Origin of the sequence: Microbacterium sp. MTN4-26 (genome assembly GCF_042846595.1) — a bacterium.
Lineage (GTDB): Bacteria > Actinomycetota > Actinomycetes > Actinomycetales > Microbacteriaceae > Microbacterium > Microbacterium luteum.
In genome coordinates this window covers 1-26,094 of sequence record NZ_BTGO01000022.1, presented here as the reverse complement: position 1 = coordinate 26,094, position 26,094 = coordinate 1, and the positions used below count along the sequence as shown (strand labels likewise).

Genomic DNA, 26,094 nt, shown 5'->3' with positions numbered 1-26,094 from the left:
CTTCGGCACGACCCCGGTCGAGACCGGTGGGGTATGGTGTAATTGGCAACACGGCTGATTCTGGTTCAGTTGTTCTTGGTTCGAGTCCAGGTACCCCAGCCATACGAACGTTACTCGAACCATGGTCAAATGAACTGGCTATGGAACGAACTGAACTCCCCGCTCGCGAGTGGGGAGTTTCTGTTTCTCCCTGGTTGTCCTGCTCTCCGGCAATAGCGGTCTCGCCGCCGACCTCGCGAAGGCGGTTGTTGATCGCCCTACGCTCTCCTGAGACGTGCACGCGGTTGTCTTCGACTCGCACGGTCAGGCTGTCGAAGTACGCGGTGAGCAAGTCGCGACGCACGGTGTCCGAGGCTCGCTTGTACAGTTCGCCGGGGTCGCCGAGCAGATCGATGTACGCGAGCGCCGTATCGCTGCCGTACTGAAGGCGGTCTGCTGTCACCTCCAGCTGTTCGAGCACGGCCTCCTTCTGCAGGGTGGTCTTCTCGATTCGCTCACGGATCTTGGCGATGGGCAGTGAGCCCGTTGCCGCGAGCTCGATGAGCCGCTCTTCTTGGGCTTCGAGCTTGCGGAGTTGCTTCGTGAGCTGGGCCTTGACGTCGCGGTCCTGCGCGAGGATGTTCGCGATCGACTTGTTCACTGCATCGCGGATGTCCTCGATCGCGTCCGGAGACAGCGCTTCAGCGGCGACGACGGGGAGGACCTCTCCCTCGATCTGTTCGACGCGAAGCCACGGCAGTGAGCACTCCTTGTGTTGGCGAGCCGTGCAGACGAGGTACTCGTACGTGCCGCCGTTGCCGGCATTCTGGCTATAGACGAGCCGACTGGTACGGCCAGCGTCCTTGCACGGCCCGCAGTGGAGCAGGCCCTTGAGGTAGTGGAAGTGGACGATGTCGCGATCGCCTTTGCGATTGCGGTGGTCCAGCACCTCTTGCACCTTCAGGAATGTCTCCTTGGAGACGAGGGGCTCGTGCCTGCCGACGTACAGGCTGCCTTTGTAGCGGATGACGCCGGTGTAGTAGGGGTTGCGCAGTATGAGCGCGAGGCGACTGCGGCTCACTGCCTGAGCAGGTCGGGACGGTGAGGGGCGTGTCGTGAGGCCGCGCTCTTCGAGCATGTGTGTCATTTGGGAGATTGAGTATCGCCCGGTGGCGTATTGCTCGAAGGCCCACGCGACGAGCGGCGCCCGCTCGTAGTCGACATCGACCGTGTTCACGAGTCGGCCGTTGAAGTCTTTGCGGACGTTGAGGTAGCCGAGCTTCGCGCGCCCGACCGTGCCGCCCTGCTCGACTTTGTGGGCCATCTTCACCTTGACGTCCTCGCCGTTCATACGGACTTGGACTTCGTTCATGATGTCGGTGATGGCCTCCATCGCGTCAGCCATGTAGCCCTCGCCGAACTCTTCCTTGGCCGAGATGAGCCGCACACCCTTCTCGAGTAGCTGGCGCTTGGTGATTGCTGCATCGGTGAAGTTTCGGAAGACGCGTGAGCGCATGTAGATCACGACGTACTTCACTTGAGGGTGCTCATCGACGTAGCGCAGGAGCCTCTTGAACTCCGTGCGCTTTGAGATGGTCTGTGCTGACTGGCCAGGCTCAACGAACTCCTTCGCGACCGTGGCGCGTAGCTCCCGCACCTTTCGCAGTGCCTCCACACGCTGGGTCGCGATGCTGTTGCCGTCTTCATCGATGTCCGCAGCCGTGTGCAACTGCCGTGGGGTCGAGACGCGCAGGTAGACGACGGCCTGAGCGAGGCCGGTGTGACCGTCCTCGGGCGCTCGCCCCGTGGGCGCGTTCAATAGGTGTTCGAGCCCGTCAAGTGAGTTGACGGGCGTCGTCGGGCTTGCGATTCCCGGGTTTTGTGGGCTCATAAGTGGGTTCCCTCCGTTTAGGTCCTCCGGATTAACCCTCTGTTTGCCCTCGAAGTCCAGCCCCTGTTCGGCGCTCCGGGGGGTTTCGGGCGGGCCCACCGGTGTCGCCCGGGCGTTGTAGAAATTGCTTCGGTTGTCATCGCTTGTCATGGCAATCTCCGTTGCTCCTGATGTCGGTGATCGTGCTGCCGCGGGTTACTCCGTCGGCCCGTCTGTGCGGCCAGGAGGCCTCGTGGCGCCCATGGGCGCCCTCGCCCGAGTTCGGGCCTCGTGCGGCCGTTCGGGGGCCTCAGGACGGCTTGCGTACGGTCCGCCGGTCGAGCCCGAGCCCGCGTCATACTGCTCTTGCGCGAGGCGCAGGAGCGCCCGACCGAGGTGGTGGACATCAATCGTGTTGCGCCGCTCCGGCGATATCCGAATGCGGCGATTCGTGAGCGTCCGCCCTCCCCGTCGAGGAGCGCGGTTGGTGCCCTGCGGGCGCCAAGCATCGCTACTTGTTGAAGACATGGAGCACCCCCTTTCCTTCGACGACGTCGTAGACGTCGCGCAGCCGAGCCATGAGTGGCTCGCAGTTCCACTCGAGGGCTTCGAGTTCGAGGCCGTGGTCGATGCACCAATCCGCGAGGCTGGTTTCCCAGTCCTCGAGCGGGCTGAGTGCGCGGAGCGCGGCTTCTTCGGTTTGGTAGGTTCCGGCGAAGGCTTCGTGGAAGCTCTCCATGATGTCGTCCGTCCCGACGCTCACGTCGGGGAGCGCCAGAAAGGCCTGGAGCGCTTCGTCTTGGTCGAGCTGGAGCGTGGTCAGGAGTTCGACGAGCTCGTCCTCGTGGCCGCTGTGCCAGCTGGCAGGGACGTTGACGATGAAGCGCCCGTCCCCGACCCGCACGCTTGTCCGCACCAGTAGTTGGTCGAGCTTGGGTGGCAGGTGCTCGTTCATGAAGCGCCGGCCGGAGCCAGTGTTCTCGCGTTGCACCAGGTAGGTGCCGAGCCAGTCGATCATCTCCTTAGTCACCGCGTCGGCTCGTTCGTCGCCGTAGAGGTCGAGGTACTCGTCGCGGAGCGACAGGTAGTTGCCTTCTCCGGTGCGGCCGAATGTGGCGAGGGCGCTGCCCGGCCCGTAGGCGCGGCCCAAGGCGTGCGCGATGCAGCGAGCGGTGCCTTCGTCGATCTCCTCACGTTCGGCGATCGCCTGGGCGATGCCGTCTGCGATCGGAGTGAGGGAGCGGTCTCGGGCAACGACAAGCCGTCGCCAGTCCGGGCTTGCGCGTTCTGGTGCGGGCCGACCTTCGGGGGTCATGTGCGGTTCGTGTTCGCTCATGATCGGCCTCCTTTCGTGATGATGTAGCGGCCGAGCGCATCGACCCACCCTTCGCGCTCGAGTGGGACGGTGACGTCGCCGAGTTCGCTAAGGGCAGCCTCCGCGTCGAGCTCGCCGGTCGCGGCGAAGCGTTCGAGGGCGGTGCCTGGGCCGTCGTGCAGGGTCGCGGCAAGGAGCCGAGCGATGCCCTCGTCGGCGACGGTCGTGTCGCCGTAGCTCCAGTCGTCGAGGATCTGAAGTGCGGTGTCGGCCTGGTCGAGTGAGGCCGGCACCACGGGGTCAAAGTTGAAGGGAATCTGATGTCTTGAAGTGGTCGTAATGAACCTCCTTTCGTGAAGTTGGTGATGGGGGCTCAGGAAGCGTGTCAGCGCTTCGGAGCCGTGCAGCGGTACATGTGGTCGAGCCAGGCTCGCTTCGTGGTGAACCGCTTGAGGCAGTCAGGGCACATGAACATGGAGTTGGTCCTTTCAGTTGGTGGTTGAGGGAGAGAGGAAGCTCTGCAGGGCAGGAAGCGCGTCGGCTTCCGCGCAGATGGTGAAGAGGTCGACGGGCAGGTCGGGCTCTTTCCGAATCGCGGTCCGGAGTTTGCGCGCTCGTTCGGCATCGCGAGTGATCCAGAGCACGGCCGGGAAGACGCCGCTCCTCGCCTGCTCTACGCCGGTCTGCCGGTACTGCTGGTAGGTGCGGCATTTCTTGATCACGGCGGGCAGATGTACGGTGCCGCGGTCGATCTCGACGAAGACGTGGGCTTCGACGTCGGAGTTCGCCACGACCAGAAACAGGTCGGGCTTGAGCGTCACTACGCCGAGCGCGCTCTGGAACGGTCGCCAGCAGCTGGGCTCAGTGTCGAGTTCGAGGACGTCGAGCGCGTTACCGAGCTCCGCATCCTTGACGGTGACAGCGAACTCGGCCACCGCGAGGGTATGAGCAAGGAACTCGCGGCTCGGCGTCACAAAGCGTCGCCTCCCCGCCTCGCCTCGCCGGGCTCGGAGGAGCCGTTCGCCTGTTGCGGCCAAGTGCCAAACGGTGGCGGCGGAGCCTCGCAGTGGTCCGCCCACGCGTCGGTCGATGCGAGCGATGAAGCCTTGGGCTTCGAGCCGCAGCAGGACGCGGTTCGCGAGGCGGGTTGCGGTCGGGGCAGTGGCGTGGAGGCCGTGAGGTCCGGCTGGAAAGTGCAGCCGCTGGACGAGTCGCGTTGAGAGTGCTCGGTAGCGTTCGAGGTCCGCGAGGATCTGGCTGTCGCGTTCGGTGAGCAGGCTCTCGAGGTAGCGCACCTTGGTGGGGGTCCAGGTGTCGGTCATGCTGCACCTCCGGGCGGGGCCTGTGGGGTCGGGCGTCCGCTCGAATGAGCGGGAGTCCCATCCCAACCGGGCGGGGTGAGGCCGGAAGATGGCCGATTTGTGCACCACGACGGAGCTGCGACTGGCGCATCGACTCGCACACTTCCCCCACTTCCGAAAGTCGCTCGTACGGCCGTCATGAGCGCCTCCGCTTCACCGGCGACGACGCGCTCGAGGAGGCCGTCGTGGGGGCATCCGCAGGTGTCGGCGGGGTGACGCTCGGGGGAGCGGATGCGGCCGCAGCTTGTCGTTTCCGAAGGCCCGTCTTGATCGAGCGGCCGTGGCCGAGACGTGGCGGTGGTTCCAGCGTCCGGGCGGACATCCAGCCGCTCGGCCCTTGGCTCGTCAGCAGGGTGGTGTAGATCTCGTACTGCGCCAGCTCCTGAATGTCTGCGGCTGAGAGCGCTGGGCTCGAGCTGGCGATCCGGGCGGCCTCTTTCGCGCTGGTGGCGTAGATGACCTTGCTCTTGGTGTTGATCTCGATGGCATCGGCGAGCTCGCTTCCCATTTGGTAGAAGCCCTGTCCGAACAGCGCCCAGCCGACGCCATACGAGCGCGAGATCTCAAGGGCCGCTTCAAGGGGCACTGGAAGCTTGAGGAAGTTCCTCACCTCATCGACGTAGACGAAGCCAGGTCGCTTCTTCGGGTACTTCTCGCTGGCGCGCTCTTGCGCGGCCATGAAGACCTCGGCGCAGATGAGCCCGCCGATCAGCTGTGCGGTCTCCGTCCCGGCCAACGCTTCGTTGACGCTGACCAACACGATCCGGTCGCCTTTCCAGATATCGCGGAGTCGGAAGGGCGGATCGGCCTGCCCCAGGATGGCGGTCGCACCGCGCCGCATGAGGTAGCGGCGGAGCTTGTTCATCGGCGCAGCGATCTCGTTCTCCTGCTGGGCAGGCTTCAGCCCTTCGTACCGCGCCCAGAACCGAGCGATCTCCGGCTCGCTGGCCACGGCCGGCGTGGCTGTGCGGCGAAACGCTGGGTCCGTGAGGAGCTTTGGGATGTCGAGGAGCGTGTGCGGGATTGGTCGCCGCTGTCCGTCAATGGCGAGCGTCAGCACGCTGGCATACAGAATGTCCTCGGTCCTTGGCCCCCACCCGCTGGCGAACACGCTCTTGAAGACGGCCAGCACACTGTCCGCGACGGCATAGGCGTCACGTCCGCGGGCATCGAGCGGGTTGAACCCGGCCGTGCCCTCCGGATCTGCCGGGTCGTATAAGACGACGCGTTCACCTTCGTCGGGTTTCAGCAGGTCGAGGACGTAGTCGACGCCCTGCCCTTTCGGGTCGACGAAGCATACTGGCCGACCGGCGCGGACGTCGGAGAGAAGCCAGGGCACCAAGACGGCCTCGGTCTTTCCCGAGCCGGTTGGCCCGAGAATCGCTGCGTGGCTGGCGCGCGCCTCGGCAGTGAGCCCGATGGGACGATTGGGCCCGGGGGCCGTCCCCAAGGCGAAGACGCTCTCCTTCTCCGAGACGCTCTTCGGCACCGGGAGACGAACTGGATGGAGTGGGTCCACGCCGGGAAGGTCAGCTTGGCCGAGTGGCCACCCCAGGAGTGCGGTCAGGTTCGCGGCGGTGAGTTCGAGCCGCGCCCCGGAGGGAACGGCGCGGTTGAGCTTGTCGGGACTCTCGCGGCTGAGTCTCGGCTTTACGCCGATCGCCGCGAGCCTGTGCAAGCTGCCAAACAGGCCACGAGCGAGCGCTGCGCGCCGCTCTGAGGTTGCAGCGTCGACGCCGATGCGCAGCGCGACCTGAAACCTGTTTTCGCCAGCATGATCTTGGAGCTTGCGTCGAGTATCCGAAGCTGGGGGCTTGACACCGTGCCAGAGCCGGGAAACGATCGGCTGGAGCGGGTCCGGATGACCTTGCCGCAGTGCGCGGGGCGCCTGGGCTCGTCCGAGGAGGACTTGCAGGGCGATCGTCTCGCCCTGCTTCCGTGGGGCCAGCGCGGAGTACAGGCTGGCTGTCACGATTTCGGGATCGGGGGAGCCGGGCGGGAGTCCTTGCTGATGAGCTTCCACGCGTCCGGCCGATGCAACCGGGTGACGCGTTGCGCTGCCGTAGATGATCCCGGGCCGCATCCCCTTAAGAAGCCTTGCCTCGGTTCTGGCCGAGAGCACTCCTTATCGACCGAGTGACCTACGACGGTGCTCCGTCACTGAAATCACCCCCGCGACACGCGGAGAGTAAAATCTATCTCGCAATGTACTGCGCGTGATGTAGTCTGAGCGCGTGACCGAAGATGAAGCGCTTGCGAACCTGAACCAGGCTGGCCTGCTTGACGTCCTGAGTTGGGCCGCGCCCGTCGCGTTCGCCGCAACCGACCAGATGTTCGACGAGGACGCGGGGCACGACCAGATGGTTATCGGCGTGCTCAACTTCAAGCACCTCCGCGACCTCGTGGATCGAGCGACTTCCAACGGGCGGTTCGCAGTCGCGGAAGGTCTCGAGGGGCTCGGCGCTGATGTGCTGGAGCGCGGCATCGCTCCGGATGCGTTCCGCTCGATGCCTCAGCTGGTGTCCAGCGCGATCGACCGCAAGGACTACCGCCAGTCTCCGGGGTGGGCAGCGGGCGGCATCCGAGTGCTTCTGCAGTCCTATCCCTTCGGCAAGATCGACGAGATCAATTGGACGCAGCGCAGCAACGCCAAGCGGAAGGTTGCCTCGCAGCTGTTCGTCGGCGACAACGCGCTGTTCACCGATGACGACTTCGACCTGTACTCGATCCCGGGCATCCCGGACGACGACGATTTCGAGGGCGTCACGCTGGTGGCTGCGCACGCCTTCAACCCCACTACGAAGCAGTACGAGCTCTACATCGGCCAGTCCAAGAACCCCGAGCGCTCCGAAGACTCCTGCTGGCACTGGCGTCAGCTCGTGCTGGCGGGCGGAACCCCGCTTGGTGGCGGCTCGCGATCGGTGCCGCCTGTGCTGCCCGGTGACGCAGCATCGACCGAGGTCGATGACATCGTGGTGCGGATCAAGAAGCCGGGCGTGGCCGAAGGGACTGGCGCGGCAAATGAGTAGCACGCGTCGACCGTCCCAGACGCTCGCCGCCGCCGCATCCTTCTTCAATGGCGAACGCCTCACGATGGCACGCCAGCTCGCGGGTTTGAAAAAGTCGCATCTCGCGTCACTTATCGAGATGTCGCCGGCTTCTGTCACCGCGTGGGAGAGCGGCGCGAAGCAGCCCAATCGGATCACTGTGGCGAAGCTTGCGCTTGCCCTTCGAGTCGAACCCCAATTCTTTGGGGGAGGAGCGCCACCGCGCGTCAACAAACCGCACTTCCGTTCCCTCCGTTCGACGCCACAGATCGCACAGGACGAAGCCGAGGCCTATGGCCAGTTCGTAGCCGAGATCACAGGCATGCTCGAGAATGCCGTCGAGTTCCCAGAGATCTCGCTTCCCGACCTTCCGGTTGACCCGGATGAGCGGTCGGGAACGCCCGAGGACGTCGCGCGTGAGGCGCGAGAGTTCTTCGGTGTCTCCACCGGACCCGTGCAGCACGTGATTCGCCTCGTCGAGCGTGCTGGCGTCATCGTGGTGTTTAGCGAGCCAGGCGTTGCCTCTATCGACGCCTTTTCACTCCACACCGCGACGAGGCCGATCATTATCCTCAACCCGGTAAAAGACGACTACTACCGTCAGCGATTCGATGTCGCTCATGAGCTCGGACACCTGATCATGCACCATGACGCTGAGCCCGGCGGCAAGGTTGCGGAGGGGCAGGCGAACCGCTTCGCGTCCGAGTTCCTCATGCCCGCCGAGGAGATCGCCCCCTTCCTCCCCACATCGACGGCGGGGCGGGCGTGGTCTCAACTGGCTGACCTCAAGGAGCACTGGGGCGTCAGCCTGGCGGCTCTGCTTTACCGCGCCCGCGGGCTGGGTGTCATGGGAGACGCGTCGTATCGCAACGCGATGATGCGCCTGTCGCAGAACGGGTGGCGACGGGCGGAGCCGGGACGCATTTCAGCGCTTGAGATGCCCTCGATGCTGCCGCGAGCCCGTGAGGTGTTGAGCGAGGCTGGCGTAGACGGTGACCAATTCCTCCAAGGGTCAGGATTACCGATTGGTCTATTCGAGATCGCCGCGTCTCGCGTCCCGACGTCAGTTGCTCCAGTAGCGACAGGTGCTAGCTAGCCAGATCACGGAATGCGAACCATTTCCGATTAGGTTTGCTGATCGTCGGTGTCCGGCCCATAATTCCATCTATCGACACCTCCGCCTTGCAGCGTCGATCGGAGCCGTAACGCGAAGGTGTTCCAGGAACGGTTCTGCACAAGGTCTGCCATTCACCCGGTTTGCTACGCCAGGTTCCTGCTTTGGCCAGGTCGTAGGCTGGCCGCATAGTTCACGTCCTGCGCGACTTCGAGCATGCCGCGATCGGCCGCGTGGCTGTCGCCGCTTCGCACCTCGACGCCGTGATTGAGCAGTTCCTCGCCGATGCGATCACCCACGACCCACAAGTCGGCGTGATCGTCGTGAAGGGCATGGCGTTCGAGCGGAAGCTTGACATGCTCGTTGCAATCCTCGCCGTCCGCCTCCCGAAGAGCGAAGACCGCGCGGAGTTGCAGCCGCTGCTGGAAGAGGCGAAGAAGCTCATGCAGCGTCGAAACGAGTACCTGCACGGGCTTTGGCAGTTCGATGCGGACGCGAACCTTGAGGTGCGGAACCGCGTTCGCAAGACCGGAGCCTTCAAGGTGATTTCAGTCAGCGCCGATGACCTAAACGGGGTCGCAGACCGTATTGAGATCGTCGCGGCCGAGATCGAGGACGCCTATCTCGACATGCTCGTCGACATGGGCGTCTACGTCCCGCAATCGCCTGGCGTGTGGACGCGTGTGCCCGCTCATCGACCACACGGAATTGTGCTCGATGAGACAGGCGCGTCTGGCCTGCTGGTCGACTTCCGTAACGTCGAAGACTAGAACGATGAGCACGCCGGCCACGCCCCTGAGTTCTTGATGCGGAGCGGCGCGGGATTGTGAGACTCAACCGAACATGGTGATGACTTCGTCGCGGTGTTCGCGGGGATTGTACTTGACGCCCACCTGGTATCGCTGCTGGACACCAGCCAAGTCGGGATACTCGACCTGCACAGTGAACATGAGCGCGTCGTTCTCGGGCGCGGCCACTCGCTTGCCCTCTACCTGTTTGCTTCCGGCGATAGACCGGAGGTTGAAGAGCAAACTCTTGGCCAACTCCTTCTTGATTGCCTCTGCAAGCGCGAAGCGATCGAAGCCTGCGAGTCCGGCCTTCTTGATCGAGGCGCCGTGCCCGTAACCCGGTTCCTCACTGGTGAGGTAGTCGAAGCGTCGCTCGTCGATCGTCAGTGCCATGCTCGCGATGTCGCGCATCACACCGGATAGCGCACCGAGTGCGATAGCACTGTCCGTTGCACCCCATTGCGGGACTCCCATGTCGATCCGGAAATCAAGCATGGTTGCGTAGAGGTCCTCGTTACGCCGACGACCTCGTATCCAAATTCATCGAAACGATACCCGTGCAGGTTTGCGTTCCCGTCGTCGTCTTCTGCGGTGATGATCTTCTTGTCTAGGCGGAGCGCGACCTGCGGTAGCGCGAGCCCTGTCTTGAGCGGGGTCCATCCAGAGCAGTCGACGTACCCGAGGTAGGCAGCGCTCTCTGTCCGCATCTCACGGTCGAGGACGGCCAGTTGGGCGTTCGAGACGTTCGTGAAGTAGACAAAAAAGTACTGTTCGGGCGAGAGCCAGGGTGTTACCTGCTCGGATGGGCGCACCAGTTGCTGGTCGAGGATCTGCCAGAGGATGTGAGGTTCAAGGCCGATGACATCTCCTTCAGAGATGGCCGTCCGCTGCGCTCCGCCGGCGACCGACAGTGCGGCGAGCCATGCCCTCGAGAACTCTTCGCCGTACATCCAGCTCGTCGCTCGGGACGAATCAAAGATGAAGGCGATCTCGTGCTTGTCCGACTGGGGAGTGAGCGCGGACTTTAGATCGGCGTAGTTCACGCCCTTGTTCTTGAGGCTCGCTGACACCTCCGCGTGCATGCTGCGGAGGAGCGTTTGAACTCCCCCCTCGTCGAGGCCAAGAGTCTCCGCCATCACTTCGACGAACACGTTCGTGTAGCCATTGATCGAGTGGATTACGAACGCTGGATGACGGGACGTGCTTGTGGCGCCTGACTGTGTATGCATGTGTATGTAATTTCTCATTTTCGATGTACGTAGACAAGGTCTCGAGCCCGCACGGCCATTCCTCGCTCGGCGGGCCCATTCAAAGTGTCAAGCCGGACCGGACTCCGTAATGCGACGGTGCGGCGAAGGCTCCCGAGCTTGAACTCACGCTGTGGACAGGCTTATGCGTGCGACTGCACGGGCGCATAACGTAGGAGTCATGCTCGTTGAGTTTCCCGGCGACCCACTGCGTGATCCTCATGAAGAGCCCGTGGTGAACCTCATCTGGGCGACGCGAGGCCGCACCTGGGGGTTTCGCTTTCTACTCGACGGGGAATACGCGAGCCCCCTTGCCACCTACGAGAGTGCGTTCGTTGGCACTGAGTATGACGACTCCGTGTTCCGGCGAAGTGGCGATTTGGTCGCGCTGCGCTTCCCTGACCCCGAAGGTAGAACGGATGCCGCGCGACGAATCATCCCCCACGATTTCGTGGTCGGGGGGCAGGCAGCTGCCTCAATCAACTCCGCGGAGGAGGGACTGCGCGCAATCTGGCCCATGGTGGCCAACGTATACGCGAGCGTGTGGGACGGCGAGCGGCCGCCTTCGGTTGCCTTGATCCGATCGTCCCTCGCCGATGGTCAGCGGTAGCTAAACGAACGGTGTCTGTGCGCGGCCTGCTTGTTCATCGATTGCGCAATTCCTGTCAGGTCCTTCCTAGAAGCAAGACGAGGTATCCGGGCACTGGTCCCGCGCCTAGATTCTGCCCACGTTCTCGATGTCTTCGAGAAACTCGACGACCGTTTCCTGCGGAACTGTCGCGCGTGTCGCAGTGATTGCTGAGACGTAGTCTTCCATTCGCGGACCTGCGGGCGCTTCGTCGCCGACGTCGACCGCGTGTTCCAAGGCGGACTGCGATGCCTTGCGTGCCGCGAACTCGATGTCTGCGGGTGAGAATCCCTCCGTCATGGACACCAGGGCGGGTACGTCTACGTCGATTGCGCTGGCGGGGAGGTATCTCTCCCAGATTGCTGCACGCGCTTGTTCGTCGGGCAGGCCGATCGGGATGACGTAGTCGAAGCGCCCATGGCGGAGGAAGGCTGCGTCGAGCGATCGGATGAAGTTGGTGGCGCAGATGAGGAGGCGCCCGGATTGCTCACGGAATGCGGGGATGAGCTTCAGGAGCTCGTTTGTGACGCCCTGCATGGGAGATGGCGGCTCTCCTTGTCGGTGGGAGGCGATTTCCTCGACTTCGTCGATGAAGACAACGGCGTGTTCGAGTTCAGAGATCGTTGCGAAGGTTTCGCGTAGTGCAGCGGCGAGCCCGCCCGGGTTCGCGGACAGGCGGGAGGGGAATACCTCGACGAACGACCAGTCGAGTCTCGACGCGATGGCTTTGGCGAACGTGGTCTTTCCTGTACCGGGCGGTCCAAATAGGACAATGGCGCGGGGAGGCACCACCCCGAAGCGTTCGGCGAGTACGGATTCCGCGAGTGGGAGCACAACGCGGCGTTCCAACAGGTCCTTTTCTGCGCTCATTCCCCCTACGGCTTCCCAGAGCCCTCTGGGGAGAATGCGACCACCGAGCTCATCGAGGCGTTTGAGCTCCTCACGCTGTACCGGGATGGTGCGCTCGAAGTAGTGGAGGTCTTGTTTGAGCTCGAAGCCGCGGTTGAGGAAGGCATCCATGCGTGTCTCGGCTGCCGGCATCAGTGCGGAGAGCTTGGTGATTCCCTGCGGGGCCATACGTGACTCGAGGGCCGCGAGCAGCGATGACCCGATCCCGGTGCCGCGCATGTGTGGTGCCGTTGCTAGGAACACCACCCAACCTTGTGCGTGCGCTACCCGACCGATAACCGCGCCGACGACCTGCTCGCCGACGACGGCGTGGTCCTTCGCGCATGAGGCGAGTACTTCGGACAAGCTGTAGACCGGTTCGGTATCCGTTGCGATCTGTTCCCAGAGTCGCAGAACGCCGTCCACGTCGTTGCTGTGGTAGTCGCGGATGCGCCAGGTCGTCATGCGCGCATCATGGCTGATGGTGATCTCGGTTGCAACTTCGCTATCGCTCGGTCACAGGACCGGCGTGTGCGGAGCTCAGCCAGCGTCGGGATCCTCGACCGATATGGGGGTGCTGAGTCCGATCAGGATTTGGGGGAGTGTCTCCTGGACGAATGGTGAGGTGTGGAAGTTCCGTTCGTCGCCGCCAGAGAGGATCCAGGATTCGAAGGAACGCTCGTAAGCGAGGATGACGACTCGCACGCCGAGGACTGGCGGCCAGACGAATCGCCGCTCCAGCCGAGCCATCAGGCTGAGGAATGCGTCGAGCAATGCCGGCACGTACGCGCGCTCGATCTGCGCCACTTCCGGCCGGAAGGTTTGATCGGAAAGGGCGCGGGCACGTTCGTGTGCCCGGATGCTGAGCGACGCCCAGTTCATCGGCCACGCCAGCGCGAGAGCTTCAGCGGCTGCGCGAACGTTCTCCGCAGATGAGCCGGGCTCCACCTTGTGGGACACTGCCGCGACCCGTTCTGCACACTCGCGGATGAGTTCGTCGTTGACGGCTCGCAGCAGATCGGCGTTTGTCGGAAAGAGGGTCCGGAATGACCGCATCGAGAGGTTGGCTTGATCGGCGATCTCGCTCACGAGGTCATCGGAAACCCCGTCGGAGGCCGGAAGCAGTGCACGCGCCAGTGTGAGCACGCGGGATCGGGCCGCCGCGCGCACCTCCGCGGGGCGGTTTGGTCGCGCGTCGGTCGCGGCATCCGGACTTGTCACGGGGGAACTATATCCGCTGACTCACTACCCGCCCTGGCCGTGGCTCCCACTGTGCACTATGCACACTCACCGGACCGATCTGGGACGCCGGCGCCGATGTCATGATCACACCCCGATGAATACGTTGGTCGACGTCTCACATGGAGCCCTCGAAGAGGAGGCCGGAGTTCATGCCCGATACATCAACGACGTTGTCACAGTTGCCGTGGCTCGGCCCCGCCGCGGGCTCAGACGCATTCTGTCTGCGCGACGAGCGGCGCGCGTTGACCTACGCGCAGGTCGAGATAGAGGCCGGCGCATTCGCGGAACAACTTACCTATGCGGGTGTCTCCGCCGGCGATGTCGTCGCTGTGATGATGCCGAACTCGGTTGAGCTGCTGATCGCAATGCTCGGCGCTTGGCGTGTCGGGGCGATTGTCACGCCGATCAACCCGACGTTCACTCCGCGCGAGGTGAGCTACCAGATCGAAGACTCGCACGCGAGCATCCTGGTCGGCCGGCGCATCCGTGAGGTGGACGTTGCGACGATCGAGTCCGATCAGATGTGGCGTGTGTCTACCTCGCCGCTGGCGGAGGCTCGGATTGACCCGAATCGTGTGGCGCTACTTGTCTACACGAGTGGGTCGACGGGTCAGCCGAAGGGCGTCATGCTCGATCACGCGAACCTGAACGCAATGGCCACGCAGATCGCCACGCACTTTCGGTTGACCAGCGATGACCACGCCCTTCTCGTGCTGCCGCTGTTCCACGTCAACTCGTTGTGTGTGACTTTCCTGGCGCCGATGAGCGTGGGTGCGCAGGTGACGATCCTGGAACGTTTCGCGCCGCAGAGTTTCATCTCCGCGGCCCAGGCTCATCGCCCGACCTACTTTTCCGCGGTGCCCGCGATCTTCGCTCACCTCGCGGCGCTGCCGACCGATGTCGAGTTCGACACGACCAGTCTGCGGTTCGCGATCTGTGGTGCAGCCCCCGTCGCACCCGAACTGCTTGAACGGTGCCAGTCACGGTTCGGCATGAAGATCATCGAAGGATACGGGCTGACGGAAGCCACCTGCGCGTCCGCTTGCAACCCGATCGACGGCCCGCGCAAACCAGGCTCGGTTGGCACGGCGCTGCCGGGGCAGCAGATCCGCATCGTTGACTCGGATGGGCAGGAGGTGGCCCCAGGTGAGCGAGGCGAGATCGTCATCTCCGGGCCTACGGTGATGCGCGGCTACCTCGGGCGCATTGAAGCGACCGCGACCGCGATCCGCGACGGATGGCTGCACACCGGTGATGTCGGTGTCCAGGATGACGACGGATACGTGCGGGTCGTGGACCGGATCAAGGACATGATCATCCGCGGTGGGGAGAACATCTACCCCAAGGAGATTGAGGCGCACCTGGCGACTCACCCTGGAGTGCTGGAGTCGGCTGTGGTCGGGCGCCCAGATCCGGTACTCGGTGAGCTTCCTGTCGCGTTCGTGGTGGTGGCGCCCGGCTTCTCAGCGCTCACCACCGACGAACTCATCGAGCACTGTCGCGAGGGGCTGGCCAAGATCAAGGTCCCCGTGGCGGTCGACATCGTCGCCGAGCTTCCCCGAAACCCCGTGGGCAAGGTGGACAAGCCGGCGCTACGGCGCGAGTTCGCCCTCATTCACTGACCAATCAGAGTTGCGGGAGGGATGGTCCTGTCCGCCGCTCGATCTCGAGACTTGCTCGACGCAGTACCCATCACCGAAGGAGTTGACATGGGATTCAAGACAGGGGACTTCCCGCCAGTCGATACGGAGACGTTCCTGCACCAACCGTTGCGTGATCGCATCCAAGCGTTGACGCGCCACTGGGTCGATTACGGGTTCGGCTCACCTCGCGTAATCGCGACGACCTACATTCTCAAAGTCGGACTCGTGTGGCTGCTCGGCGGCGCAATCCTCATCACGGCAACCAGCGCGGTGGGCTGGTTCTGGCAAGTCGGGCTATGGTGGAACGAGCCGATCGTGTACCAGAAGGCGATCATCTGGACGATGCTGCTCGAAGCGATCGGCGTTGCCGGGTCCTGGGGGCCGATCGCGGGAAAGTTCAAGCCGATGACCGGTGGAATCCTCTTCTGGGCTCGGCCAGGGACGATCCGCCTCCGCCCGTGGGCGTGGGTACCGGGTACCCGAGGCGACACCAGAACGCTGCTGGACGTCCTGCTCTACTTCACATTGCTCCTCGCGCTCACGGCTGCGCTGGTGCTGCCAGGTGGTCACTCGTCGTCGCTCGACGCTGCCATTCCCGAGAATGTCGGGGGTCTGGTGCAGCCTGCCCCGGTGATCGTTGCGATCGCGGCGCTGGTTCTGGTGGGGCTGCGTGATAAGACCATCGCTCTGGCGTCCCGCATCGAGCAGTACCTCCCCGCGCTCGTGTTCTTCACGGTGCTGCCGTTCGTGGACATGATCATCGCGCTGAAGCTGCTGATCGTCGTCGTATGGGTCGGAGCTGCCTTCTCGAAGCTGGGGCGGCATTTCGTATTCGTCATCCCGGCGATGATCTCGAATACTCCGTTCTGGCCGCCGAGGTGGCTGAAGCGTGCGCACTACCGCTCGTTCCCGGACGATCTTCGCCCTTCGCCTGCAGCGCACTTCATCGCGCACGGGATGGGAATGGTGGTGGAGATGGTCGTTCCGCTGATCCTGCTGTTCTCGACGAATCCGTGGCTCACCGGTGCGTGCGTGGTGTTGATGGTCGGCTACTGCCTATTCATCGTCTCCACCTTCCCGTTGGCGGTGCCGCTGGAATGGAATCTGCTGTTCGCGTACGGTGCCATCTTCCTGTTCATCGGGTTCCCCGCGTGGGACGGTTTCAGTGTGCTCGACTTCTCAAACACCTGGGTTCTCGCCGCAGTTGTCGGGGCCCTGTTGTTCTTCCCTGTTCTGGGTAACCTTCGACCCGACAAGGTGTCCTTCCTGCCATCGATGCGTCAGTACGCGGGGAACTGGGCTTCCGCGCTGTGGACATTCACCCCTGGCGCCGAGGCGAAGCTTGACGCCCTCGTGCGACCCACGCGCAACCAGGTCGATCAGCTGCAACAGCTGGGCTATCCGGCAGTTGCTGCGGAGATCACGATGCAGCAGACGATCGCCTGGCGGTCGATGCACAGTCAGGGCCGCGGGCTGTTCTCCCTCGCCTACCGGACGCTCCCCGACATTGACTCGCGTACGATCCGTGAAGGCGAGTTCGCGTGCAACTCCGTGATCGGGTTCAACTTCGGAGACGGCCATCTCCACAACAATGACCTGATCCGCGCAATCCAGCGGCGATGCCAGTTCAAGCCGGGGGAGTTCATTGTGTTCTGGGTCGAGTCGCAGCCGGTTGGCAAGGCAACGCAGGCGTACCAGATCATCGACGCAGCTCTCGGGGTCGTCGAGCGGGGAACCTGGAGGGTCAAGGACGCGGTTCGTGAGCAGCCCTGGCTGCCCAACGGTCCGATCCCCGTCAACGTGGAGTGGCGTGCAGCGGTTCAGCCGCCCACGGCGGCGACAAACAGCGTGCCCTCCGCGCCGGCCTCACCGGCACCTGCACGCGTCACGGAACCCCGCTGATGTCGCGAGCGGTCGTGGTGGGTAGCGGGCCCAATGGGCTCGCTGCCGCCACGATCCTTGCCCGCGCGGGGGTCGAGGTGACCGTTCTCGAGGCGGCCGATGAGCTGGGCGGCGGGGCGAGGAACGCTCCCGAACTCATCCCCGGACTCGTGCAGGACCACTGCGCTGCCGTCCACCCCATGGCGGCGGCGTCCGACTATCTCGCGACGTGGGATCTGGAGGCGCGCGGAGTCCGCTGGAGACGGGCTCCATACGACGCTGCGCACCCTCTCGACGACGGGACGGCGGCTCTCCTCAGCCAGAGCATCGACGCGACCGCGCGTGACCTCGGAGTTGACGGCGCGACATGGCGACGCATGTTCGGCTCGCCGTCACGACATTTCGCCGAGCTCACGGAGGACATCTTCCGCCCGATGCTGCACGTCCCCCGGCATCCCCTCCTGCTGGCACGGTTTGGGGCGGTCGCAGGGCCGCCACCGACATGGGTCATGCGCCTGCTGCGCACGGAGCCGGGGCGCGCCTTGTTCGCCGGTGTCGCGGCGCACGCGATCAACCGAATCGATGTGCCGCTCGTAGGAGGGATCGGCGCGGGCATCATCTCCGCCGGTCACGCCGTCGGGTGGCCGGTAGTCGAAGGAGGAACCGGCGTACTGACCCGAGCCATCATCGACGGGCTAGGTGAACTCGGGGTGCGATTTGAGACAGGCGTACGAGTCGAACTCGGTCGGCAACTGCCACGCCATGACATCGCCATATTCGACCTCCACCCATGGCACGTCGCGCAGATTCTCGCGGAACGGATGCCCCGACGTACCCTTGCGGCGCTGCGCCACTACCGGCCTGGCCCGGCTGTGTTCAAGCTCGACCTTGCGGTTGCGGATGGCATTCCCTGGCGTAACGAGGAGGTGCGTCGAGCCGGTACGGTGCACCTGGGCGGTGCTGCCGCGGAGATCGTCGCGGCCGAACGAGCTGTGTCCCTCGGGCGAATGCCCGATCGTCCCTTCGTGCTCGTTGGCCAGCAGTTCGTCGCCGATCCGACCCGCTCCGTCGGCAACATCCACCCGGTCTACGCATATGCCCACGTGCCGGCCGGCTTTGACGGCGACGCTTCGACGGCGATCATTGACCAGATGGACAGGTTCGCCCCGGGGATCCGAGACAGGATCTGTGCGACCCGAGTACAGTCACCGGCAGACATGGCGCGAGAGAACCCCAACTTCATCGGCGGTGACATCCTCACCGGCGCCAAGCTTCCACGTCAGTTCCTGCTCGGTCCGCGGCTCACCGCGTTCCCATACGACACGGGTGTCCCCGGCGCATACATCTGCTCAGCGGCCACCCCGCCCGGGCCCGGCATACACGGAATGAGCGGCGTCAATGCCGCTGCGCGTGCCCTGAAATGGCTCCAAGAGCACCAGGGGCGACGATGAGTGCACACCCACACCCCGGAAGTGGGGCATCGCAACAGAGTTTCCTCACTCTCGTCGCTGACGACCTGACTGGGCGTCTACCCGAAATCGTCCGGGAGATGCGGGACCACCTCGCTGACAACATCGGCGAGCTCAACGCTGACCCCCAGCTGGTCGAGATGCTCCAGGCGAGCATCGAGGGCAACGTCTCGACGATCTGCCACATTCTCGCTAACGACATCGCTCTCGAAAACCTCCAACCCACTACCGCAGCAGTCGAGTACGCGGCCCGGCTCGCGCAACGAGGCGTCCCCATCAGCGCGTTGAGCCGCGCGTACTACCTCGGCCAGAGCATGTTTCTCCGTCTCGGGATCGACGTCGTCGAAGGCCTCCCTGTCGATGAGGGCGATCGCATTCGACTCGTCCGTGCTGTCGCCGAGACCGTCCATCGGTACATCGACTGGATCCTCATCTACGTGTCGCAGGTGTACGAGACTGAACGACAGCGCTGGTGGAGCGGACGGGCCAGCGCACACGCCTCCGCCATCATGAAGGTATTGCGAGGTGACGACGAGGGACAAGCGCTGTTCGCTGACGCCGCTTACGTCGTTGACCAGGTCCATCACGCGGCGATTGTGTGGTCAGAGGGGCCCGCTAGTGAACTCGCGCAGCAGCACATCGACCGGGTGCTGTCGCACCTCGCCGCCCGCATGTCATCTGCTCGACCGCCCCTCACGATGGCTACCGACCCGAAGACGGCGTGGGTCTGGATCGGCGGTCTGAACAGCTGGCCCGCACGAGCGGAGATCGACACGATCCTTGCCTCAGCGCCCTCCGTCCGGTTCGCCCTCGGCGAGGCGGGTGCGGGTGCCACTGGATTCCGGCTCTCTCACGAGCAGGCACGCAGCGCGCAAGCAATCGCGCTCACCTCGCCGCAGCACCGCAATGCCCGCATCGTTTCCTACACGGACCCGGGAATCTCTCTCCTCTCCCTCTTCGCGGGCGTCCGGTCCACTCGCCCATGGGTCGTCCGGACGCTCGGCCAGTTCGCTGAAGACAACGAGCAGTCCGCTTCCATGCGGCAGACCCTCGCTGCATACTTCGCCTCGGGTGAGAACGTCACACGGACCGCCGAGCAACTCCATCTGCACAGGAACACGGTTCGCCACCGCATACAACTGTTCGAGGACTCAGAAGTCGGGGCAACCGATCCGATCGAGATCGCACTGGCGATTCGCCTCTACGACGCGTTTCCCGACAGTGACCCCGGTCCACGCACGCGGACATAGGTGATCATCGGCTGACGTGCGCGAAAGGACGTAGATTGTCGTGACGACAATCATGAGGTAGCGTGAGCATGTCCCTTGCCTCCGGCTTCGAAGGAGAAGCTCATGTCTTCACGTCCGTTGCACACGCGCCCGTGGTGGGTTGCGATCGTTTCGGGGATGGCGTCGTACATCGACGCTGCCGCCATCACCGGGTTCAGTACGTCGCTGGTGGTCCTGCAGAAGGATCTCTCGCTCGAGCAGTGGCAGGTCGGAGTTGCGGCGGGCGCGCTCACGCTGTCGATCGCATTCGGTGCGCTCGTCGGTGGTCGCTTGGGGGACAGGTTCGGCCGTCGCCCCGTCTTCACCGCGACCATGTTGTTGATCATTGCCGCGGTGATCGCGTTGCTCGTCGCACCATCCTTCAGCGCGGTGCTCGTTGGCGCCGTATTGCTCGGAATCGGAACGGGCGCAGATCTGCCGGTGTCGCTCTCGACGATTGCGGAAGCTGCCACCGACCGCAACCGTGGTCGTCTGCTCGGCTTCTCCAACCTGCTGTGGATCATCGGCATCGTGGTCAACACGGTGCTGGCGAGCATCGTCGGTGATTGGGGGCGTGCTGGAGCACAGATCCTCTTCGCACACATCGGAATCGTTGCGGCGCTCGTCCTGATCGGTCGACTGACCATCCCAGAGTCCACGAGCTGGAAGGAAGCCCGCGCGGAGCGCAGTGCGGGCGTGGCCACAATTCGCGCCGACCGCGCGCGTGTGCGGGATCTGCTTCGGCCGCCGTACATCGTGCCGTTCCTCGCACTGCTGGCGTTCTACGGGTTCACCAACCTCGTGGCCAACACGAGCGGTCAGTTCGGAACCTACATCGTCGTCACCTATGGCGGTGCCACAGTGGGCCAGGCCGCACTCATCGCGTTGCCGATGGTGCCGATCGCGGTACTCAGCTATCTGTGGTTCATGAAGATTGCCGACGGTCCGCGGCGGTTCCTCTACTTCCAGATCGGCGCGATCCTCATGATCTCCTCAAAGCTCATCGTCGTTGTCGCCGGCCTGAATCTGGTGACGTATGCGACGAGCGCGTTGCTTGCGGCGGTCGGGGGTGCATTCGCGTTCGAGGGGATCATGAAGGTGTGGACGCAGGAGTCTTTCCCAACACTGCTGCGCTCGACCGCCCAGGGTGCGATCATCGCGGTGGGTCGTTTCGCTGCAGCCGGACTGGCGGTGATCACGCCGCTGATCCTCGAGTCGGGCGTGACGGTCATGTACACGCTTCTGACGGTGTTCAACGTCATTGGTCTCGCCTGTGCATGGTTCGTGTTCCGTAGGCGCTCCTCCACACAGGTGTTCGATGAGGAAGCCGGCCGTGATCCGGAGGCCGAAGGCGCCGCGGCGGAGGCGGCTCGATGACCTCGGCCGTCGAATCCGTTGTTCGGGTGATCCGCGTCGATGTCGAGGCGCCGCGCCCCGGTGACCCTGTTCCGCTGCCGAACCCTCGGGTCAGCTGGCACGTTCACTCCTTTGCGCCAGAGTGGCGACAGGCGCGCGCAGAGTTGCGGTGGGACTACGACGGTCGCTCATCGACAGCTGTGCTCGCGGGGACGCAGCAGCTCCGTCTGGGGTGGCCGTTCGAACCTCTCGCTCCGCGGGCGAGAGGTGAGCTGCGCGTGCGGGTGATCGGTCTCGATGGAGTCGCAAGCGCGTGGAGCGAACCCGTTCCGATCGCCGCTGGATTCTTCGGCGAGGGGGAGTGGGATGCCGACTGGATCGGCCACCCTAACCCGGAACATGAAGCTCAACCCGTGGTTCTCCGGCACGAGTTCGACGCGAACGGCGTAGTGCGTGCGACGCTGTACGCGACCGCAGTGGGGGTGTACCAGGCTGCACTCAATGGCACTGACGTCGACGATCATGTGCTCAAGCCGGGGTGGACGCCGTTCGCGGAGCGGACCATCGCCGACATGACCGACGTCACCTCTCTGATTCGGGAGGGCTCGAACTGCCTCAGCGTGCGGATGGCGGGGGCCTGGGCGACGGAGCACTTCGGATTCCGTCAGAATGCGCAGCCACGTTACGGCACGCAACCGCGGATGGCGGCGCAGCTGCTGCTCGAGTTCGCCGATGGATCTTCGCAGTGGATCCGAACAGGCCACGAGTGGCGGACGGCATCCGGCGCATTGAAGTTCAGCGGACTGTATAAGGGGGAGCGGTATGACGCACGCGCGGATCTCATCGACGCCTCCGGCGTTCGCTACGCCGAGCCCGGCTACGATGACTCGCGCTGGGACGCGGCACGTGCCTTTCCCGCTGAGCCTGTGCCGGAACCTCGCATCTCGCCGCCGGTGAGACGCATCGAGGAGATATCCCCGGCTTCGGCGCAGGTCACCGATGCCGGGGCGACCATCCTGGACTTCGGTCAGAATCTCGTCGGCCGTCTACGCATGCGCGTGTCCGGACCCGCGGGCACAACCATCACCCTCCGACACGCAGAAGTCCTCGAAGACGGACAACTGGCAACCAGGCCGTTGCGACGAGCAAACGCGACCGACATCTACACCCTCGCCGGAGGCGGCGATGAAGTATGGGAACCCGAGTTCACATTCCACGGGTTCCGATTCGCCGAGATCACGGGATGGCCGGGAGAGCTCCAGCCGGACGACGTTGTCGCCGTCGTGATACACAGCGATATGCAGCGCACGGGGTGGTTCTCGACCTCTCACCCGCTGCTACAACGCCTCCACGACAATGTGGTCTGGAGCCTACGCGGGAACTTCCTTTCTCTCCCAACGGACTGCCCTCAGAGGGATGAGCGGCTCGGCTGGACCGGCGACATCCAGATCTTCGCCCCGACGGCAGGGTTCCTCTATGACGTCCGCGGGTTCCTCGACTCCTGGCTCCGAGACCTGGCCATCGAACAGGACAGCGAGGGGATGGTGCCCTTCGTCGTTCCGAACGTCCTCGGCCTCGCTCGCCCAGCCGCAGCGTGGGGTGATGCCGCAGTCGTCGTCCCCGACGTACTCCACCAGCAGTTTGGAGACCTCGACACGCTCGCTCGCCAGTACTCAAGCGCGCGAGCTTGGGTGGATCTCTGCGTTCGCCTAGCTGGCCCGGACCTGATCTGGGAGGGTGACTTCCAGTTCGGCGACTGGCTTGACCCCACTGCACCGCCCGACCGTCCTGGTCAGGCGATGACGGCGACCGGCCTGGTTGCTACCGCCTGCCTCGCGCGCTCCGCAGTGCTGCTGGCTCGTGCCGCGGAGATGCTTGGCCATACCAGCGACTTTGAGCGCTACACGCGGATCGCCGATCAGGTCCGTACCGCGTTCGTTCGCGAGTACGTCACCCCCGCCGGTCGAATGCTGTCGGACACACCGACGGCATACGCTCTCGCGCTCGTCTACGACTTGCTGCCGGAGGATCTACGCCACCCTGCCGGTGCTCGTCTCGCAGCTCTTGCACGTGAGAACGGGTACCGAATCGCGACCGGCTTCGTCGGCACCCCGATCATCCTCGACGCGCTCTCGCGAACCCGGCAGCATGCCACGGCGGGCCGCCTTCTGCTGGAGACCGGATGCCCCTCGTGGCTCTACCCGGTGACAATGGGTGCAACGACGATCTGGGAGCGCTGGGACTCGATGCTCCCCGATGGGACAGTCAACCCGGGGGATATGACGAGCTTCAACCACTACGCGCTCGGCGCCGTCGCAGACTGGATACACCGGGAGCTGGCCGGGCTTACCAGCCTTCAACCCGGCCACCGAAGAGTCCAGATCGCCCCACACCCGATCGCCGGCGTCGACGACGCCGCGGTGGTGCTCCTCAGCCCGCACGGTCGCATCGAACTCAGCTGGCAGCGCAGGGGCGAGATCATCAAAGTGAGCGCGTCCGTCCCCACCGGGGTCGAGGCCGAAGTACATCTCGGCGACCGCGACCCATTCACCGCCACCGCAGGTGCGCATCGATGGGAGTTCGTCGAGCAAGACGACCCGATACCCCCGGACGTGTCACTGGACAGCCCACTCTCACAGGTCATCGACGACTCGGACGCACTCGCCCTCATCGAACAGATGCTGACCGCACATCGCCCCGGCGCGGCAGAAGCAATGCATGCAGGTACTCGCTGGACACAAGGACAGACACTTCGCGAGGTGCTGTTCCAGTACGCCAGCCCCGCGGTCCAAGCAGACATCGCAGTTCAACTGCTCCAACTGTCGACGGCAAGGTCGGGTACCGCCAACGTCGACTCCCGCGTGGCATAACCCCCTACCCGAGGGCGTCGACGACGGCGCTGCGACGCTGCGGCTCGTCGGTGGGGTGTTCCTCCCAGATGCGGGTCGTGCGGTCCGAGTCGTAGGCGGGCCAGCCGGGGTCACCGGTCGTGATGAACGACACCCAGGCCGCGTGCATCGCGTGGGCGAGAGAGGCTGGGGCATCGGGGCCGCTCAAGCGCACAGCATCCGCCCCGCCCAGATGATCGAACACGAACGCGATCTCGATGGCGTGGGCAGCGCGCAGATCGCGCACCGGGCTGTGCCACGCGAACTCGTACACGAACGTGGAAGTGCGACGCTCTCGGGCGACGCGGGTCGCCGGGGCACGCAGCAGGCGGTCGGTGAGCAGCTGCCCGAGCACCTCGCCCGGGCTCGCGCCGGGGAACGCGTCGCGCACTGCGGTCGCCGCCCGCGCGGGGATGCGCATCACCCGACGTGCGAGTCCGGCCTTCAGGCGCCCGATCTCGCCGATCGACTCGGGGGTGAACCACAGCCGGTACTCGTCGGTGTTGGTGCCGATGAGGACCGGAACGTCGACGTCGGCGAGCGCGTCGACGGGCGAAACGGGCAGGGTGTCGGGGTCGACCGCGAGGGTGAAGCCCGGGGCGCCCTTGAGCGGCGATGACCCGGCCGAGAGCTCGGCCCGGGCCTGCAGCAGGTCGGCGGGCGAGACAGCCGCGAACGCCTCGCGGGTGGCTGGGATGCCGAGTTTCTTCGCGATGGCGTCGGACGCGCGACGCGCCTTGTCGGGCGAGACCGCGTCGAGGGGGCCCGACTGGATGATCGCCCCGGCCACGAGTGCCCGTGACGCGGGACGCGAGAGCAGGGCGGCCACGAGCGCCCCGCCGGCGGACTCGCCCATAATCGTGATGCGCGCGGGGTCTCCTCCGAAGGCCGCGATCTCGCAGTGCACCCACTCGAGGGCGAGCGCGGCGTCGAGCAGGCCGAGGTTCAGCGGCGCGCCCTCGAGCACGCTGAACCCCTCGACACCGAGTCGATAGTTGGCCGAGACGAACACGACGCCGTCGTCGGCGAAGGTCGTGCCGTCGTAGCCCGGCTGCGCCGACGCGCCCCGCTCGAGCGCGCCGCCGTGCAGCCAGAGCACCACCGGCGCGCCCGCGGCTGCCCGCTCGGCCGGGCTCCACACGTTCACGGTGAGGATGTCGTCGCCCTCGATCACCGTGCTCGACAGCAGCTCGGCGATGTCGCCGCGATACGGATGCTGCGGCGCCGTGGCCCCGAAGCCCACCGCGTCGCGCACCCCGGTCCACGCCGCGACCGGCTCGGGCGCGGCGAACCGGCGCTCGCCGAACGGGGGCTCGGCGTAGGGGATGCCGAGATACCGCTCGATGCCCCCGTCGCGTGTGCCGCGCAGCGACCCGGTCGAGATCTCCGCAGTCGCGGTTGCCGAAGTGCTCTCCATCGAGTCGCCTCTGTTCTGAGATGCAGGAGTGTGGATTGATTGTCGCATAGACAATCACGGCACGGTCAGTCTTCAGTCGGCTGTGTGCGTTTTGGGTCCCAGGGTGACGCGCTGTCAGTCCATGTGCCACCAGCGACTCTGCGGATCTCGCCACCTACGCTGTCATCAAGCGAGCGCACCAGGCGAACGAGAAGCTCTTCAAAGAGAGATCGATCCGATTGGGGCCAATCGGCAACTGCGTCAGCAAGATTGTTATCGCTTGTTGCAACGATACGTGCGGCTACCTCGCGACCGGCCGAAGTCATGCCGATCATCGTCTCGCGCCCATCAGCGGGGTTGGCAACGCGACCAACAAGCCCAGCCTCTTCGAGGCGGCGCACAACCTTGCTCAGGTTGGACCGGCCGGTGTGTACCGCATCTGCCAACTCGGTCGGCCGGGATGCGCCGCGGTACGCAAGTTGGTTCACGACCAGGAAGGCGAGCATGTCGCCAGGCAGCGGGAAGTCGCTACGAGCTAGTAGATCCTCCCGGCGGGTCATTGACGACGCCCAGGTGATGATGGCCTGCATTGCGGCACGTGCGTCGAGACCGCCATCTCCAACAACCGGCTTCATTGCAGTAGCAGTCGGTTCGAGTCGGACGGGGGCGGAGGCGGGGCGCGGCATTTCCCTATTCTTGCGTAGGTGCATTGCC

Annotated in this window: 20 protein-coding genes, 1 tRNA gene and 1 pseudogene; 11 read left to right on the top strand and 11 right to left on the bottom strand. The window is 64.7% G+C overall.

Annotated features, from left to right (window positions below):
• Positions 1–27 precede the first annotated feature (27 nt).
• A tRNA-Gln gene (locus ACGG9C_RS15400) sits at positions 28–102 on the top strand.
• A 172-nt stretch (positions 103–274) separates the two neighbouring features.
• Complete coding sequence (locus ACGG9C_RS15395) at positions 275–520, top strand: hypothetical protein (RefSeq protein WP_286932910.1); 246 nt, start codon at positions 275–277, stop codon at positions 518–520.
• A 189-nt stretch (positions 521–709) separates the two neighbouring features.
• Here ACGG9C_RS15395 and ACGG9C_RS15390 read toward each other — a convergent pair.
• From ACGG9C_RS15390 to ACGG9C_RS15370, 5 genes and pseudogenes are all read right to left on the bottom strand, one after another.
• Positions 710–1,870: pseudogene (locus tag ACGG9C_RS15390) on the bottom strand (recombinase family protein); the annotation flags it as partial.
• 490 nt (positions 1,871–2,360) lie between these two features.
• Positions 2,361–3,185 (bottom strand): hypothetical protein, encoded by an 825-nt coding sequence (locus ACGG9C_RS15385; protein ID WP_286932914.1) that lies wholly within the window; start codon positions 3,183–3,185, stop codon positions 2,361–2,363.
• Positions 3,182–3,460 carry a hypothetical protein gene (locus ACGG9C_RS15380; protein ID WP_286932916.1) on the bottom strand — a complete coding sequence of 93 codons (279 nt, stop codon included), beginning with the start codon at positions 3,458–3,460 and terminating at the stop codon, positions 3,182–3,184. Before ACGG9C_RS15380 ends, ACGG9C_RS15385 begins: the two co-directional genes overlap by 4 nt.
• Before the next feature lie 192 nt (positions 3,461–3,652).
• Complete coding sequence (locus ACGG9C_RS15375; RefSeq protein WP_390178852.1) at positions 3,653–4,459, bottom strand: replication-relaxation family protein; 807 nt, start codon at positions 4,457–4,459, stop codon at positions 3,653–3,655.
• A gap of 202 nt (positions 4,460–4,661) precedes the next feature.
• Positions 4,662–6,608, bottom strand: a complete 1,947-nt coding sequence (locus tag ACGG9C_RS15370; protein ID WP_390178851.1) for a type IV secretory system conjugative DNA transfer family protein — start codon at positions 6,606–6,608, stop codon at positions 4,662–4,664.
• Positions 6,609–6,759: 151 nt separating this feature from the next.
• Between ACGG9C_RS15370 and ACGG9C_RS15365 the strand changes: the two genes are divergently transcribed.
• From ACGG9C_RS15365 to ACGG9C_RS15355, 3 genes are all read left to right on the top strand, one after another.
• Positions 6,760–7,554 (top strand): hypothetical protein, encoded by a 795-nt coding sequence (locus tag ACGG9C_RS15365; RefSeq protein WP_286932922.1) that lies wholly within the window; start codon positions 6,760–6,762, stop codon positions 7,552–7,554.
• On the top strand, positions 7,547–8,668 hold the full coding sequence (locus ACGG9C_RS15360; RefSeq protein ID WP_286932924.1) for an XRE family transcriptional regulator: 1,122 nt from the start codon (positions 7,547–7,549) through the stop codon (positions 8,666–8,668). Before ACGG9C_RS15365 ends, ACGG9C_RS15360 begins: the two co-directional genes overlap by 8 nt.
• 251 nt (positions 8,669–8,919) lie before the next feature.
• Entirely contained in the window at positions 8,920–9,456 is a 537-nt protein-coding gene (locus tag ACGG9C_RS15355; RefSeq protein WP_286932926.1) for a hypothetical protein, read from the top strand.
• A 63-nt stretch (positions 9,457–9,519) separates the two neighbouring features.
• Here the strand turns inward: ACGG9C_RS15355 and ACGG9C_RS15350 are convergent, their stop codons facing one another.
• From ACGG9C_RS15350 to ACGG9C_RS15335, 4 genes are all read right to left on the bottom strand, one after another.
• Entirely contained in the window at positions 9,520–9,885 is a 366-nt protein-coding gene (locus ACGG9C_RS15350; RefSeq protein WP_390178850.1) for a hypothetical protein, read from the bottom strand.
• Positions 9,885–10,625: a hypothetical protein gene (locus ACGG9C_RS15345; RefSeq protein ID WP_390178849.1), complete on the bottom strand. Its 741-nt coding sequence runs from the start codon at positions 10,623–10,625 to the stop codon at positions 9,885–9,887. Before ACGG9C_RS15345 ends, ACGG9C_RS15350 begins: the two co-directional genes overlap by 1 nt.
• 811 nt (positions 10,626–11,436) lie before the next feature.
• Complete coding sequence (locus ACGG9C_RS15340) at positions 11,437–12,702, bottom strand: ATP-binding protein (protein ID WP_390178848.1); 1,266 nt, start codon at positions 12,700–12,702, stop codon at positions 11,437–11,439.
• A 75-nt stretch (positions 12,703–12,777) separates the two neighbouring features.
• On the bottom strand, positions 12,778–13,326 hold the full coding sequence (locus tag ACGG9C_RS15335; protein ID WP_286932931.1) for a TetR/AcrR family transcriptional regulator: 549 nt from the start codon (positions 13,324–13,326) through the stop codon (positions 12,778–12,780).
• Between the two features lie 302 nt (positions 13,327–13,628).
• On the opposite strand from ACGG9C_RS15335, the gene ACGG9C_RS15330 reads away from it, so the two are divergent.
• The 6 genes from ACGG9C_RS15330 to ACGG9C_RS15305 all read left to right on the top strand — a co-directional run bounded on the left by ACGG9C_RS15330 (position 13,629) and on the right by ACGG9C_RS15305 (position 23,966).
• A complete protein-coding gene (locus ACGG9C_RS15330; RefSeq protein WP_390178847.1) occupies positions 13,629–15,101 on the top strand; it encodes a class I adenylate-forming enzyme family protein in 1,473 nt (490 codons plus the stop codon).
• 87 nt (positions 15,102–15,188) lie between these two features.
• A complete protein-coding gene (locus tag ACGG9C_RS15325; protein ID WP_390178846.1) occupies positions 15,189–17,024 on the top strand; it encodes a DUF3556 domain-containing protein in 1,836 nt (611 codons plus the stop codon).
• Positions 17,024–18,454: a phytoene desaturase family protein gene (locus ACGG9C_RS15320; RefSeq protein ID WP_390178845.1), complete on the top strand. Its 1,431-nt coding sequence runs from the start codon at positions 17,024–17,026 to the stop codon at positions 18,452–18,454. The genes ACGG9C_RS15325 and ACGG9C_RS15320 overlap by 1 nt, the downstream gene beginning before the upstream one ends.
• 98 nt (positions 18,455–18,552) lie before the next feature.
• Positions 18,553–19,722, top strand: coding sequence for a PucR family transcriptional regulator (locus ACGG9C_RS15315; RefSeq protein WP_390178844.1), 1,170 nt, complete (start codon positions 18,553–18,555; stop codon positions 19,720–19,722).
• Between the two features lie 102 nt (positions 19,723–19,824).
• Positions 19,825–21,117 carry an MFS transporter gene (locus tag ACGG9C_RS15310; RefSeq protein WP_390178843.1) on the top strand — a complete coding sequence of 431 codons (1,293 nt, stop codon included), beginning with the start codon at positions 19,825–19,827 and terminating at the stop codon, positions 21,115–21,117.
• 257 nt (positions 21,118–21,374) lie between these two features.
• Positions 21,375–23,966, top strand: a complete 2,592-nt coding sequence (locus tag ACGG9C_RS15305; RefSeq protein WP_390178842.1) for a family 78 glycoside hydrolase catalytic domain — start codon at positions 21,375–21,377, stop codon at positions 23,964–23,966.
• A gap of 4 nt (positions 23,967–23,970) precedes the next feature.
• On the opposite strand, the gene ACGG9C_RS15300 is transcribed toward ACGG9C_RS15305, so the two are convergent.
• Together ACGG9C_RS15300 and ACGG9C_RS15295 are read right to left on the bottom strand one after the other, a co-directional pair.
• Entirely contained in the window at positions 23,971–25,401 is a 1,431-nt protein-coding gene (locus ACGG9C_RS15300; protein ID WP_286932945.1) for a carboxylesterase/lipase family protein, read from the bottom strand.
• 65 nt (positions 25,402–25,466) lie between these two features.
• Positions 25,467–26,094, bottom strand: a 628-nt coding sequence (locus ACGG9C_RS15295) for a MarR family winged helix-turn-helix transcriptional regulator (RefSeq protein ID WP_390178841.1), incomplete at its 5' end; no start/stop codon positions are given.

Coding starts and splice junctions, on each gene's coding strand:
- ACGG9C_RS15340 (WP_390178848.1), bottom strand. CDS start 12,702: ATGACGACCTGGCGCATCCGCGACTACCACAGCAACGACGTGGACGGC.
- ACGG9C_RS15330 (WP_390178847.1), top strand. CDS start 13,629: ATGCCCGATACATCAACGACGTTGTCACAGTTGCCGTGGCTCGGCCCC.
- ACGG9C_RS15385 (WP_286932914.1), bottom strand. CDS start 3,185: ATGAGCGAACACGAACCGCACATGACCCCCGAAGGTCGGCCCGCACCA.
- ACGG9C_RS15360 (WP_286932924.1), top strand. CDS start 7,547: ATGAGTAGCACGCGTCGACCGTCCCAGACGCTCGCCGCCGCCGCATCC.
- ACGG9C_RS15315 (WP_390178844.1), top strand. CDS start 18,553: ATGCGGGACCACCTCGCTGACAACATCGGCGAGCTCAACGCTGACCCC.
- ACGG9C_RS15300 (WP_286932945.1), bottom strand. CDS start 25,401: ATGGAGAGCACTTCGGCAACCGCGACTGCGGAGATCTCGACCGGGTCG.
- ACGG9C_RS15320 (WP_390178845.1), top strand. CDS start 17,024: ATGTCGCGAGCGGTCGTGGTGGGTAGCGGGCCCAATGGGCTCGCTGCC.
- ACGG9C_RS15325 (WP_390178846.1), top strand. CDS start 15,189: ATGGGATTCAAGACAGGGGACTTCCCGCCAGTCGATACGGAGACGTTC.
- ACGG9C_RS15370 (WP_390178851.1), bottom strand. CDS start 6,608: ATGCGGCCCGGGATCATCTACGGCAGCGCAACGCGTCACCCGGTTGCA.
- ACGG9C_RS15310 (WP_390178843.1), top strand. CDS start 19,825: ATGTCTTCACGTCCGTTGCACACGCGCCCGTGGTGGGTTGCGATCGTT.
- ACGG9C_RS15350 (WP_390178850.1), bottom strand. CDS start 9,885: ATGCGCGACATCGCGAGCATGGCACTGACGATCGACGAGCGACGCTTC.